This is a genomic window from Pseudomonas sp. R3-52-08, from assembly GCF_003851745.1.
In the GTDB taxonomy this organism is placed as follows: domain Bacteria; phylum Pseudomonadota; class Gammaproteobacteria; order Pseudomonadales; family Pseudomonadaceae; genus Aquipseudomonas.
On sequence record NZ_CP027730.1, the window covers coordinates 2820371 to 2833490 of the forward strand.

10 protein-coding genes are annotated in these 13120 nt (G+C 61.7%); 3 read left to right on the forward strand and 7 right to left on the reverse strand.

All coding sequences use genetic code 11. The annotated features are described in order from the left end of the window. Position 1: 1 nt before the first annotated feature. Together C4J91_RS12870 and C4J91_RS12875 are read right to left on the reverse strand one after the other, a co-directional pair. Complete coding sequence (locus tag C4J91_RS12870; RefSeq protein WP_020301524.1) at positions 2–961, reverse strand: MoxR family ATPase; 960 nt, start codon at positions 959–961, stop codon at positions 2–4. 275 nt (positions 962–1236) lie between these two features. Then, positions 1237–1590 carry a hypothetical protein gene (locus C4J91_RS12875; protein WP_124362679.1) on the reverse strand — a complete coding sequence of 118 codons (354 nt, stop codon included), beginning with the start codon at positions 1588–1590 and terminating at the stop codon, positions 1237–1239. Between the two features lie 471 nt (positions 1591–2061). Here C4J91_RS12875 and C4J91_RS12880 point away from each other — a divergent pair, with 471 nt between their 5' ends. Further along, a complete protein-coding gene (locus tag C4J91_RS12880) occupies positions 2062–6930 on the forward strand; it encodes an NAD-glutamate dehydrogenase (RefSeq protein WP_124362680.1) in 4869 nt (1622 codons plus the stop codon). Between the two features lie 164 nt (positions 6931–7094). Here C4J91_RS12880 and C4J91_RS12885 read toward each other — a convergent pair whose 3' ends face one another. The 3 genes from C4J91_RS12885 to C4J91_RS12895 form a co-directional block, all read right to left on the reverse strand. Further along, positions 7095–7781, reverse strand: coding sequence for a GntR family transcriptional regulator (locus C4J91_RS12885; protein ID WP_124362681.1), 687 nt, complete (start codon positions 7779–7781; stop codon positions 7095–7097). A gap of 17 nt (positions 7782–7798) precedes the next feature. Then, complete coding sequence (locus tag C4J91_RS12890) at positions 7799–8500, reverse strand: FadR/GntR family transcriptional regulator (protein WP_124362682.1); 702 nt, start codon at positions 8498–8500, stop codon at positions 7799–7801. Between the two features lie 125 nt (positions 8501–8625). Then, positions 8626–9936, reverse strand: coding sequence for a C4-dicarboxylate transporter DctA (locus C4J91_RS12895; RefSeq protein WP_124362683.1), 1311 nt, complete (start codon positions 9934–9936; stop codon positions 8626–8628). Positions 9937–10167: 231 nt separating this feature from the next. On the opposite strand from C4J91_RS12895, the gene C4J91_RS12900 reads away from it, so the two are divergent. Next, entirely contained in the window at positions 10168–10797 is a 630-nt protein-coding gene (locus tag C4J91_RS12900; protein WP_124362684.1) for a DNA-3-methyladenine glycosylase I, read from the forward strand. 9 nt (positions 10798–10806) lie between these two features. Here C4J91_RS12900 and C4J91_RS12905 read toward each other — a convergent pair whose 3' ends face one another. Beyond that, complete coding sequence (locus C4J91_RS12905; RefSeq protein WP_124362685.1) at positions 10807–11961, reverse strand: DUF1624 domain-containing protein; 1155 nt, start codon at positions 11959–11961, stop codon at positions 10807–10809. Between the two features lie 213 nt (positions 11962–12174). Between C4J91_RS12905 and yfcF the strand changes: the two genes are divergently transcribed. Further along, positions 12175–12807: a glutathione transferase gene (gene yfcF, locus C4J91_RS12910; protein ID WP_124362686.1), complete on the forward strand. Its 633-nt coding sequence runs from the start codon at positions 12175–12177 to the stop codon at positions 12805–12807. On the opposite strand, the gene C4J91_RS12915 is transcribed toward yfcF, so the two are convergent. After that, entirely contained in the window at positions 12782–13054 is a 273-nt protein-coding gene (locus C4J91_RS12915) for a hypothetical protein (protein WP_124362687.1), read from the reverse strand. The two genes, yfcF and C4J91_RS12915, sit on opposite strands and share 26 nt — an antisense overlap. Positions 13055–13120: the final 66 nt, after the last annotated feature.

Genomic DNA, 13120 nt, shown 5'->3' on the forward strand with positions numbered 1-13120 from the left:
TTCAAGCGACGGCAACGACGTCAAGAATGCGTTGCACCACGCGGTCCTGGTCAACGCCTGCGGCTTCGGCCTCGAACGACAGAATGATGCGGTGGCGCAACACGTCGAACAGCACCGCCTGGATGTCTTCGGGGCTGACGAAGTCGCGGCCGGCCAGCCAGGCGTGGGCGCGCGCGCAACGGTCCAGGGCGATGGAGCCGCGCGGGCTGGCGCCGTAGGCAATCCACTCGGCCATTTCCGGGTCGAACTTGGCCGGGGTGCGCGTGGCCATGACCAACTGCACCAGGTATTCCTCCACCGCATCGGCCATGTACAGGCCGAGGATTTCCTTACGCGCGGCGAAGATCGCCTGTTGGCTGACGCGGCGCTCGGGCTTGGTTTCGCCGTTGAGCGCTTCGCCACGCGCCTGTTGCAGGATGCGCCGTTCGACGGCGGCATCCGGGAAGCCGATCTTGACGTGCATCAGGAAACGGTCGAGCTGGGCTTCCGGCAGGGGGTAGGTGCCTTCCTGCTCGATGGGGTTCTGCGTGGCCATCACCAGAAACAGCGGCGACAGCTCGTAGGTGCTGCGGCCTACGCTGACCTGGCGCTCGGCCATGGCCTCGAGCAGCGCCGACTGGACCTTGGCCGGTGCGCGGTTGATTTCGTCCGCCAGCACCAGGTTGTGAAAGATCGGCCCCTGTTGAAAGACGAAGCTGCCGGTTTCGGGGCGATAGATTTCGGTGCCAGTGATGTCGGCGGGCAATAGGTCGGGGGTGAACTGGATACGATGGAACTGCGCTTCGATACCTTCGGCCAGCTCTTTGATCGCCTTGGTCTTGGCCAGGCCCGGCGCGCCTTCGACCAGCATATGGCCGTCGGCGAGCAGGGCGATCAGCAGGCGATCGATGAGTTTTTCCTGGCCGAGAATCTGCGTAGAAAGAAAGGTTCGCAGCGCAAGCAGCGCTTCACGATGTTCCATCGATGACGGTTCCTGGAAAGATGAGCCCGGGTGTCAGGGAAAAACACCGGCCTGGGGCGCTTACTTTAATGCATCGTGGGGTGCGGCGACTAACGGCGTGACGGGTATTTTTGGCAAAACTTGTAGGAAATTTGTGTAGGTGGTGCGCTTTCTGTTGTGAAGGCCGTCAATGTGGGAGGGGGCTTGCTCCCGATTGCGGCGGGCCAGTCATATAGAAGTGCCTGACACACTGTCATCGGGAGCAAGCCCCCTCCCACATTTGGTTTCTGGTGGTCTTAAGCCCGGATGTAGGTGCCGGTGCCTTTGAGGATGTTCTGCAGGGTTTCTTCGACTTCGGCCAGGTCGGAGGCGGCCGTGGCGTGGGTGATCTGCAACTGATCCTTGCCCCCCAGAGCATCCGCATCGCCGGCCGCCAGTTCGATCAATAAGCTGGTGTCGCCCAAGGTGACTTTCAGCCCATCCAGGGTCGAAGGCTCGTAATCCCAGGTCAGTTCCACCTCGTCTTCATCCGGATACCGGCTCAGCATGAACATCTCGCCGTTCTTACCGTGGCAGCAGAGCATGGCCATGTTGTCTTCTTCGTCGTCGCACGGGGTGACCATCAAGGCGTCGGTTTTCAGCTGCAGCATGGGGAATCCTGTGTGGAGGAGGGCGTTTGCGCCGGGTGATTGTGCCATTGCGGCGAATTTTATGCTGCATTGTGTGTCAGACCGAGTGCATGACCTGGCGGGCCAAAGCAGTCATTTTTGATACTGGCGGGCCTGAATATTGCCGGTTGCCCAAGTCGCAACCCCACACCTGCTTACCGATGACCGAATATGTCGCAGCACCGCAAGCAGCCGGCTTCCTACACTCGTTAAGCTGCGCAACGGATATGCCCCGTGCCAGGCGCCTGACCTGCCCGTCGTACCGTCACCCGGCGCGGTGAGCATCTTGTGGAAGTTGTATGTGACCTGACTGTCTTGTCCAGCTTCACCCACCTGTCACTCTGATTCGTTTATGGTGCTTGTCATCACTACCAGAACAGAGCTGACGGTCTCCCCGCAAGGGGATAACACGCGACGCTTCCATCAATAACAAGCCCAAGCGGAGTACCACAGATGGCGTTCTTCACCGCAGCCAGCAAGGCCGACTTCCAGCACCAACTGCAAGCGGCACTGGCGCAGCACATCAGTGAACAGGCACTGCCACAAGTGGCGCTGTTCGCTGAGCAATTCTTCGGCATCATTTCCCTGGACGAACTGACCCAGCGTCGCCTTTCCGACCTGGCCGGTTGCACCCTGTCTGCCTGGCGCCTGCTTGAGCGCTTCGACCACACCCAACCGCAAGTGCGGGTTTACAACCCCGATTATGAACGTCATGGCTGGCAGTCGACCCACACCGCGGTTGAAGTGCTGCACCATGACCTGCCATTTCTGGTGGACTCGGTACGTACCGAGCTCAACCGCCGTGGCTACAGCATCCACACCCTGCAAACCACCGTGCTCAGCGTGCGCCGTGGCAGCAAGGGCGAGCTGCTGGAAATCCTGCCCAAGGGCACCCAGGGCGAAGGCATCCTGCAAGAATCGCTGATGTACCTGGAGATCGACCGCTGCGCCAACGCCGCCGAATTGAATGTGTTGAGCAAAGAGCTCGAGCAGGTGCTGGGCGAAGTGCGCGTGGCCGTGGCCGATTTCGAGCCGATGAAAGCCAAGGTCCAGGACCTGCTGGCCGGTGTCGACGCCAGTGAATTCGTGATCGACGGCGAAGAAAAAGCCGAGATCAAGAACTTCCTCGAATGGCTGGTGGGCAACCATTTCACCTTCCTTGGCTACGAAGAGTTCGTGGTACGTGACGAGGCGGACGGCGGTCATATCGAATATGACGCCAGCTCTTTCCTCGGTCTGACCAAACTGCTGCGCGCCGGCCTCACCGCCGAAGACCTGCGCATCGAAGACTACGCCGTGGCCTACCTGCGCGAACCGACCGTGCTGTCGTTCGCCAAGGCTGCACACCCCAGCCGTGTGCACCGCCCGGCTTATCCGGACTACGTGTCGATCCGCGAGATCAGCGCCGACGGCAAGGTCATCAAGGAACACCGCTTCATGGGCCTATACACCTCCTCGGTGTACGGCGAAAGCGTGCGGGTGATCCCTTACATCCGCCGCAAGGTCGCGGAAATCGAGCGCCGCTCGGGCTTCCAGGCCAAGGCGCACTTGGGTAAAGAACTGGCCCAGGTGGTGGAAGTACTGCCGCGTGACGACCTGTTCCAGACCCCGGTCGATGAGCTGTTCAGCACGGTGATGTCGATCGTGCAGATCCAGGAACGCAACAAGATCCGCGTATTCCTGCGCAAAGACCCGTACGGCCGTTTCTGCTACTGCCTGGCCTACGTGCCGCGTGACATCTATTCCACCGAAGTGCGCCAGAAAATCCAGCAAGTGCTGATGGATCGCCTGAAAGCCTCGGACTGCGAATTCTGGACCTTCTTCTCCGAATCCGTGCTGGCCCGTGTGCAGCTGATCCTGCGGGTTGACCCGAAGAATCGCCTGGACATCGACCCGGTGCAGCTGGAAAAAGAAGTGGTGCAGGCCTGCCGCAGCTGGCAGGACGACTACGCCAGCCTGGTCGTGGAAAGCTTCGGCGAAGCCCACGGCACCAATGTGCTGGCGGACTTCCCGAAAGGTTTCCCGGCCGGCTACCGCGAGCGTTTCGCCGCGCACTCGGCCGTGGTCGACATGCAGCATCTGCTCAGCCTCACCGAAGCCAACCCGCTGGTGATGAGCTTCTATCAGCCGCTGGGCCAGGTTTCCGGCCAGCGCGAGCTGCATTGCAAGCTGTATCACGCCGACACCCCGCTGGCGCTGTCCGACGTGCTGCCGATCCTGGAGAACCTCGGCCTGCGCGTGCTGGGTGAGTTCCCGTATCGCCTGCGCCACGCCAACGGCCGTGAGTTCTGGATCCATGATTTCGCGTTCATCGCCGCCGAAGGCGTGAACCTGGATATCCAGCAGCTCAACGACACCCTGCAGGACGCGTTCGTGCATATCGTCCACGGCGATGCCGAGAACGATGCGTTCAACCGCCTGGTGCTCACCGCCGGCCTGCCATGGCGTGACGTGGCGCTGCTGCGCGCTTACGCCCGTTATCTGAAGCAGATCCGCCTGGGCTTCGACCTCGGCTACATCGCCAGTACCCTGAACAACCACACCGACATCGCCCGCGAGTTGACCCGGTTGTTCAAGACCCGCTTCTACCTGGCGCGCAAGCTCACCGCCGATGACCTGGAAGACAAGCAGCAACGCCTGGAACAAGCGATCCTCAGCGCCCTGGACGACGTTCAGGTGCTCAACGAAGACCGCATCCTGCGTCGCTACCTCGACCTGATCAAGGCCACCCTGCGCACCAACTTCTACCAGTCTGACGCCAACGGCCAGAACAAGTCGTACTTCAGCTTCAAGTTCAACCCCCATGCAATCCCCGAGCTGCCCAAGCCGGTGCCGAAGTTTGAAATCTTCGTCTACTCGCCACGCGTCGAAGGCGTGCACCTGCGCTTTGGCAACGTGGCCCGTGGCGGCCTGCGCTGGTCCGACCGTGAAGAAGACTTCCGTACCGAAGTGCTCGGCCTGGTAAAAGCCCAGCAAGTGAAGAACTCGGTGATCGTGCCGGTGGGCGCCAAGGGCGGCTTCCTGCCGCGCCGCCTGCCGTTGGGCGGCAGCCGTGATGAGATCGCGGCCGAGGGCATCGCCTGCTACCGCATCTTCATTTCCGGCCTGTTGGACATCACCGACAACCTGAAAGACGGCGCCCTGGTACCGCCGGCCAATGTTGTGCGCCATGACGACGATGACCCGTACCTGGTGGTGGCGGCGGACAAGGGCACTGCGACCTTCTCCGACATCGCCAACGGCATCGCCATCGACTACGGCTTCTGGCTCGGTGACGCGTTCGCCTCCGGCGGTTCGGCCGGTTACGACCACAAGAAAATGGGCATCACCGCCAAGGGCGCGTGGGTCGGCGTGCAGCGTCACTTCCGTGAGCGCGGCATCAATGTGCAGGAAGACAGCATCACCGTGGTGGGCGTCGGCGACATGGCCGGTGACGTGTTCGGTAACGGCTTGCTGATGTCCGACAAGCTGCAACTGGTCGCGGCCTTCAACCACCTGCACATTTTCATCGACCCGAACCCGAACCCGGCAACCAGCTTCGTCGAGCGCCAGCGCCTGTTCGAACTGCCGCGTTCGGCCTGGACCGACTACGACACCAGCATCATGTCCGAAGGCGGCGGTATCTTCTCGCGCAGCGCGAAGAGCATTGCCATCTCGCCACAGATGAAAGAACGCTTTGACATCAAGGCCGACAAGCTGACCCCGACCGAACTGCTCAACGCCTTGCTCAAGGCACCGGTGGACCTGTTGTGGAACGGCGGTATCGGTACCTACGTCAAGGCCAGCACCGAAAGCCACGCGGATGTGGGCGACAAGGCCAACGATGCGCTGCGCGTCAACGGCAACGAGTTGCGCTGCAAGGTAGTGGGCGAGGGCGGTAACCTGGGCATGACCCAGCTGGGCCGTGTGGAGTTCGGCCTCAATGGCGGCGGCTCCAACACCGACTTCATCGACAACGCCGGTGGTGTGGACTGCTCCGACCACGAAGTGAACATCAAGATCCTGCTCAACGAAGTGGTGCAGGCCGGCGACATGACCGACAAGCAACGCAACCAGTTGCTGGCGAGCATGACCGACGAAGTCGGCAACCTGGTGTTGGGCAACAACTACAAGCAGACCCAGGCCCTGTCCCTGGCCGCACGCAAGGCTTACGAGCGTGCCGCCGAGTACAAGCGCCTGATGAGCGACCTGGAAGCCCGTGGCAAGCTGGACCGCGCCATCGAGTACCTGCCGACCGAGGAGCAGCTCGCCGAGCGCGCCGCGGAGGGCAAGGGCCTGACGCGTCCAGAGCTGTCGGTGTTGATTTCCTACAGCAAGATCGATCTCAAGGAAGCGCTGCTCAAGTCCCAGGTACCGGATGACGAATACCTGACCCGTGACATGGAGACCGCGTTCCCGCCGAGCCTGGTGGCCAAGTTCTCCGAGGCCATGCGTCGTCACCGCCTCAAGCGCGAGATCGTCAGCACTCAGATCGCCAACGACCTGGTCAACCACATGGGCATCACCTTCGTTCAACGGCTCAAAGAGTCGACCGGCATGAGCCCGGCGAACGTGGCTGGCGCCTATGTGATCGTGCGCGACATCTTCCACCTTCCGCACTGGTTCCGTCAGATCGAAGCCCTGGATCACCAGGTGTCCGCCGATGTGCAACTGGAGCTGATGGATGAGCTGATGCGCCTGGGCCGTCGCGCCACGCGCTGGTTCCTGCGCAGCCGTCGCAACGAGCAGGACGCCGGGCGTGACACTGCGCACTTCGGTCCGCACCTGGCGGCGCTGGGCCTCAAGCTCGACGAACTGCTGGAAGGCCCGACCCGTGAAGGCTGGCAGAACCGTTACCAGGCCTACACCCAGGCCGGCGTTCCGGAGTTGTTGGCGCGCATGGTTGCAGGCACGACCCACCTGTACACCCTGCTGCCGATCATCGAAGCCGCCGACGTGACCGGGCATGACGCCGCCGAAGTGGCCAAGGCCTACTTCGCCGTCGGCAGCGCCCTGGACCTGCCGTGGTACCTGCAGCAGATCAGCGACCTGCCGGTGGCCAACAACTGGCAGGCCCAGGCCCGCGAAGCCTTCCGCGACGACGTGGACTGGCAGCAACGGGCGATCACCATTTCGGTACTGCAAATGGCCGACGCGCCACAAGACATGGAAGCCCGCGTGGCCCTGTGGCTTGAGCAGCACCAGGACATGGCTGATCGCTGGCGCGCAATGATGGTGGAAATTCGTGCGGCGGTTGGCACGGACTACGCCATGTATGCGGTGGCCAACCGTGAGTTGCTGGACCTGGCGTTGAGCGGTCAGTCGGTGTTGCAGCCGGCGTGATGCGTTCGTAGTACCCATGTGGGAGGGGGCTTGCTCCCTCCCACACTGATCGTTCCCACGCTCTGCGTGGGAATGCCTCCCGTGACGCTCCGCGTCGCCCGCTCTCAGTCGGGACGCGGAGCGTCCCCAGCGGCATTCCCACGCAGAGCGAGGGAACGATCAGCTCAAGGGTGTTTGAGTAATTTGCTTTCCAGGTGATCCAGATGCTGGGTCATCAAGCCCACCGCAGCGTTTATGTCGCGCTGCTCGATCGCATCCACAATCGCCACATGCTCCTGCCACGCGCAATACGTGCAGGCTTTCGCTTCATATTGGGCAATCACCAACGACGTCAACGGCACCAGGCTGTTGAGGAACTGGGTCAGCGGGCCATTGCCTGCGATGGCGGCCAACAACAGGTGAAACTCCCCCGACAAACGCAGCGCCGGCCCGCGCTGGTCACGCTCGATGCAGTCGCGTTCGCGGCTGATCAATTCCCGCAACTGACGTAGCTGTGCACCGGTGGCCTGGGCGCACACCAGTTGCACCACAGTAATTTCAGTCAGGCGCCGCGCTTCGAGGATCTGCCGCGTCTGGTGCGCGTCCGGCGCCGCCACCTGGGCGCGGTGGTTGGGGCGCAGGATGATCACTTGCTGGTGGGACAGTTTGGCCAGCACCCGACGAATCACACTGCGGCTCACCCCAAAGGTTTCACCCAGGCTTTCTTCGGTAAAGCGGCTGGCCGGGGCGATGCGCTGCTCAAGGATCGCATCGAACAGGCGTGGATAGATGTCATCCACCGAGGGCTTTTTGCCCGCCACCAGGTGCAGTGCGGGGAGGAGGGGGTCGCGTTGCAGCGCGTGAGCGTTCATGGCCGGTCTCCAGAGTATCAACTGCCCAGATGGTCGTCCGGGATGTTCAAGCGAATGCCCATGCGCAGGCCTTCCTGCAGGATGTGCCGACGCATTTCGGCACTGGCCAGGGCGCTGTTCTTGTTACGGATGGCTCGCACCACCGCCTCGTTCTCGCGCAGGCGCTCGGCCAGGTGTTCAGGGGAATTGCGCAGCACCTGGGCGCTTTGCTTGAGCGCGTTGCTGGTTTGTTGCACCACGTTCTGGAAAATCGGGTTGGAGGTCAGGGCGAACAGTTCTTCGTGAAAGCCGATATAGGCGTTCATGCCGGCTTCGGCATCGTCGGCATCGAGGGCTTCGCGCATGTCCATCAGGGTCAGGCGCAGTTGGCCGATTTCCTTGCTGCTGATGGACTGGGCGACCAGGCCGACGATGAAGGGCTCGAGGGTGTAGCGCAGTTGCAGGATGTCTTCCAGGCTGGCATCCGCCACCGCGTCGCTCGACTGCGGCCCGCTGACACTGGTTTCCAGCACCACCACGCCTTTGCCGGGCATGGAACGCACCAGGCCGAGGGTTTCCAGCACAATCACCGCTTCACGCAGGCTCGGGCGGCTGATGCCCATCTGTTCGGCCAGTTCACGCTGGCCGGGCAGCATTTCCCCACGCCGCCACTGGCCGCGCGCCAGGGCGGCGCGCAGTTTTTCCACGACTGAATTGACGACGGTTGAGGTGCTGATCACGTCGTTATCTCCTTAATGTTGCGAATACAATTGTCAGGCTGACACTGGACAAATGTGGGAGGGAGCTTGCCCCCGATAGCAGTGTGTGAGTCACAAAATCCCTCCCAGATTGGCCTGTGTCGCCCTCAGAACTCCTGATGCGCCGGCACCACCGGCTTCTTGGCCTGGAACGCATAACCCTGCTGGCCGTCGAGCACCTTGTTGGCACGCTGGATATCAATGTCTTTTTCCCAGCGCGCAATCGCCACGGTAGCGACGCAGTTGCCTATCAGGTTAGTCAAGGCCCGGCCAATGCCCATGAACCAGTCCACCGCCAGAACCAGCACCAGGCCGACCACCGGAATCGCCGGGATCGCCGTAAGCGTTGCCGCCAGAATCACCAGCGCCGAGCCCGGAATGCCGTGGGCGCCCTTGGAGGTGATCAACGAGACCAGCAGGATGGTCAGCAAGTCGGTCATCGACAGCGGGGTGCCGGTGGCGTTGGCGATAAACACGATGGCCAGGGTCAGGTAGATCGAAAAACCATCCAGGTTGAACGAGTAGCCGGTAGGAATCACCAGGCCAACGGTGGAGCTGCCGATACCCAGATGCTCCAACTTGCGCATGATCTGCGGCAGCACCGCGTCGGAGGAAGCCGTGCCCATCACGATCAGCAGTTCTTCGCGCAGGTACTTGAGCAGCGGCAGCATGCGCAGCCCGGAAAGGCGCATCACCAGGCCCAGGATCAGCCCGACGAAGGCAAAGCAGGTCAGGTAGAACAGGCCCACCAGGCTGCCCAGGTGTTGCAGGGAGTCCAGGCCGTAGGTGCTGGTGGTGAACGCGATGGCGCCGAACACGCCAATCGGCGCCAGGCGCACGATCATGCCCATGATGCGAAAGATCACATGGCTCAGTTCGTTGATCAGCCGCGAGATCCCGGAAGCCGCTTCACCCACCAGGTTCAGCGCGCTGCCGAACAACACGGAGAACAACAGCACCTGCAGCACGTTATTCTCGGCAAAGGCACCGATCACCGAGTTGGGAATCAGGTCCATCAGGAACTGGCTGGTACCGCGAATGTGCTGGCCCTTGTCGGCCAGTTCATTCAGGCCGGCGGAGGACAGTTGCTCCAGATGAATATTCGCGCCGCTGCCGATGCCGGTGCTGAAGGCCATAATCAGGCCGAGCACCAGGGCGACGGTGGTCAGCACTTCAAAGTAGATCACTGACTTCAAGCCGATGCGCCCGACTTTCTTCAAGTCGCCGGCGCCGGAAATGCCGCTGACCACTACGCAGAACACGATCAGGCCGATCAGCATTTTGATCAGCTTGATAAAGCCATCACCCAGGGGTTTGAGTTGCGAGGAGAATTCGGGAAGGGCCAGGCCGCAAATGACGCCGAGCATCAGGCCAATCACGACTTGCAGGAAAATCGAACGCGAGCACCATCTGAGCATGGGAAGGATCTCTATTCGGTGCCCTGGTGGTTCCAGGGCTTAATTGTTGTGGTCTTACCGGTAAGTCCAGTGCGCGGCCAGTCTACGCCCGGTTTTTTTCAAACCACAAGCGAATATTCGTCGGTTGGGGGGCGCCGGTCTGACCAGTGCGCCTGCAACCGCGATGCTTGAGCGGTTGACGGGGCGCAAATTTTTTTGCGTATCATCCGCGCTCGGCATGCGAGGTGATAAATGGACCCATCAGGGCTGACAACGGACGAAACCGGGCGCACCCAGTGCGCGTGGCGCAACGCCGCGCCGCAATACCCGCAGTACCACGACCATGAATGGGGCGTGCCGGTGGCGGATGACATCCAGTTGTACGAGAAGATTTGCCTGGAAGGTTTTCAGGCGGGTATGGCGTGGATCACCATCTTGCGCAAGCGCGAGCAGTTTCGGCAGGCATTCGACGGCTTTGATTTTCACAAGGTGGCGCAGTACGGCGAGGTGCAGATCGAACGCTTGATGAACGACCCCGGTATCGTGCGAAACCGGGCGAAGATCCTGTCCACGATCAACAATGCGCGCCGCGCCTGTGAGCTGGTCAGCGAGACCGGTTCCCTGGCGCGCTGGCTCTGGTCTTTCGAGCCCGGCCCCGAGGAGCGCCCGCCGCTGGTGGACATGGCGTACTGGACGGCCAACCCGACGTCACCGGCTTCGGTGCGATTGTCCAAGGCGCTGAAGAAGCGTGGTTGGACCTTTGTCGGCCCGACCACGATGTATGCGCTGATGCAGGCGATGGGGATGGTCAATGATCATCTGCAGGGTTGCGTTCGCCGTGAGCAAATCGAAGTGCTACGCCGCCAATTCCAACGACCCTGAGTCATTGCCTCAAAGATATTTGAGCCAAGTGATATCCCTGCGCCGCGCCTTAAGCCCGGCAAACCAGCGCACCGGCCGATACAACGCCAGGGGCAGTGCGAACGCCGCCAGCCACACAGCGCCCATGCTGTCGAAACCGAAGTAATTGCCGTGATTCAACCCAAACAACGCGACGGCAGCGACATACAACAGTTTGAGCACATACAGGTGCAGCAGATAAAAGAACATCGGCGCCGCGCCAAAGACCGCAAGGATGCTGATCCAGCGTTTCTGCCCGGCCCGTTCGAATGCCAGCAGCAATAGCAGGCCGATGCCCAGCGTCAGCGCCAGGAACAACAGCGAAGGCGGGTATTTGGTGATGTTGAAAAAGCTCATCAATGTCTGCACGCCGCTGTCATAGGCCTGCCAGGGTTTTTCGCCATAGCCGTTGGCCGCCCGCAACAGCACAAAACCCAGCAACGCACCGGCACCCGCCAGCAGCAAATAACGCTGGCGCACGGCGGGCAGGGCGGCATTCGCAAACCATGGGCCGAGGCCGTAGCCCAGGGCGATCACGCCGATCCACGGCAGCACCGGGTACGTCACGCGCAGGCGCAGGGTGCCTGCCACCTCGATCCAACTGCGCTCATGCAGGATCGACCAGGCAACCTGCAGGGCCGATCCGGGCGCGAAATGCACGCCATCGAGCAAGTTATGCCCGGCGATGATCGCCAGCGCCAGGGTGATCAGCAACGGGCGCGGTAACCACACCAGCGCGGCGAGGGCGAGCATGCTCACGCCAATCGCCCAGATCACCTGCAGGTAAATCACACTGGGCGGCAACTGGAAGGTCCAGGCGAAGTTGACCAGCGTGAACTCCAACACCACCAGAAACAGACCCCGCTTGAACAAAAACGCCGACACCGCGCGCCGGCCCTGGTATTTCTGGCCATACAGCCAGGCCGACAAACCTGTGAGCAGCACAAACACCGGCGCGCACAGATGGGCGAGGGTACGGCTGAAAAACAGCGCAGGCTCAGTCGTGTCGATGCTCATCGGGTCGCCCACCTGGCGGTGCAGCAGAAAGGTTTCGCGCACATGGTCGAGCAACATGAACAGGATCACCAAGCCGCGCAGGGCGTCGATGGAAAGCAGGCGTGGGCGTAGCGCAACAGCGTCAGGCATGGGGGGCGGTTCACAAGGCTGGGCGAAGATGGTTTGTTATTATATAACATTGATCGGCACTTTGCCGCGTCGGGAAGGTACAGGCTCCGGTGTGCTTAATCAGCTTTTTGTCAGGCCGCACTATTCCCACCAGGAATGCCCCCATAAAAACCGCGCATTGTCTTTATCGTCCCGGATCTCGTAGCGTTAGGCCTCATTTCAAGGAGTTCGTCCATGAGCCACCGTCCGCTGCGCCTCTACGTTGATTCGCTGTTTACCAGCCCTTATGCCCTGTCGGTGTTCGTCGCGCTGCAGGAAAAAGGCCTGGCATTTGAAACCGTGTCGGTGGACCTGGGTGCAAGCGAGCATCAGGCTACGGATTATGCGCGGTTGTCACTGACCCAGCGGGTGCCAACGCTGGAGGACGGCGAGTTCTCCCTGTCGGAATCCTCGGCAATCACTGAATACCTGGACGAAGCCTACCCCGAGACGAGCGTTTACCCCGTCGACCTGCAGCAGCGGGCGAGGGCGCGGCAGGTGCAAGCGTGGCTGCGCAGTGACCTGCTGCCGATCCGCCAGGAGCGTTCGACGCTGGTGGTGTTCTGCGGGCAGAAAATGCCGCCCTTGTCGCCACTGGCCGGCGCGGCGGCAGACAAGTTGATCAGCGTGGCGCAGGGGTTGCTGGCGGGTAACCCGGATTACCTGTTCGGCAGCTGGTCGATCGTCGACGTGGACCTGGCGCTGATGCTCAATCGCCTGATCCTCAACGGCGACGTGGTGCCCGCCGAGCTGGTGGCGTACGCGCGGCGTCAGTGGCAAAGGCCGTCGGTGCAGGCGTGGCTCAACCAGCCACGCCCTGGGGTGTAGCGCTCTCGTTGATTTGCGCGACGCGCCGGTCCAAGTCTTCCCAGTCCGCCATGCCCAGCACGCGCGTGGTATTCAAGCCCCGCAGGTAGCCACGCAGCTGTTGGGCACTGGAGGCTTGCTCGTCGGCGCCACTGGCCTCGTTCAGCAGCACATTTTCATATTCGACCAGGTAATCGGCGACCCGCTCGCGAAACTCCGGCAATACGGCTTCGCGGATGCGGTCGAAGGTTTTCTGGTGAGGCTTCATGGCGTGGTCCTTATAGGTTTTATGGGGCTGGGCTGCCTGACACTATCGGTTCAAATGATAGTCACC

Coding starts and splice junctions, on each gene's coding strand:
- C4J91_RS12870 (WP_020301524.1), bottom strand. CDS start 961: ATGGAACATCGTGAAGCGCTGCTTGCGCTGCGAACCTTTCTTTCTACG.
- C4J91_RS12875 (WP_124362679.1), bottom strand. CDS start 1,590: ATGCTGCAGCTGAAAACCGACGCCTTGATGGTCACCCCGTGCGACGAC.
- C4J91_RS12880 (WP_124362680.1), top strand. CDS start 2,062: ATGGCGTTCTTCACCGCAGCCAGCAAGGCCGACTTCCAGCACCAACTG.
- C4J91_RS12885 (WP_124362681.1), bottom strand. CDS start 7,781: ATGAACGCTCACGCGCTGCAACGCGACCCCCTCCTCCCCGCACTGCAC.
- C4J91_RS12895 (WP_124362683.1), bottom strand. CDS start 9,936: ATGCTCAGATGGTGCTCGCGTTCGATTTTCCTGCAAGTCGTGATTGGC.
- C4J91_RS12900 (WP_124362684.1), top strand. CDS start 10,168: ATGGACCCATCAGGGCTGACAACGGACGAAACCGGGCGCACCCAGTGC.
- C4J91_RS12905 (WP_124362685.1), bottom strand. CDS start 11,961: ATGCCTGACGCTGTTGCGCTACGCCCACGCCTGCTTTCCATCGACGCC.
- yfcF (WP_124362686.1), top strand. CDS start 12,175: ATGAGCCACCGTCCGCTGCGCCTCTACGTTGATTCGCTGTTTACCAGC.
- C4J91_RS12915 (WP_124362687.1), bottom strand. CDS start 13,054: ATGAAGCCTCACCAGAAAACCTTCGACCGCATCCGCGAAGCCGTATTG.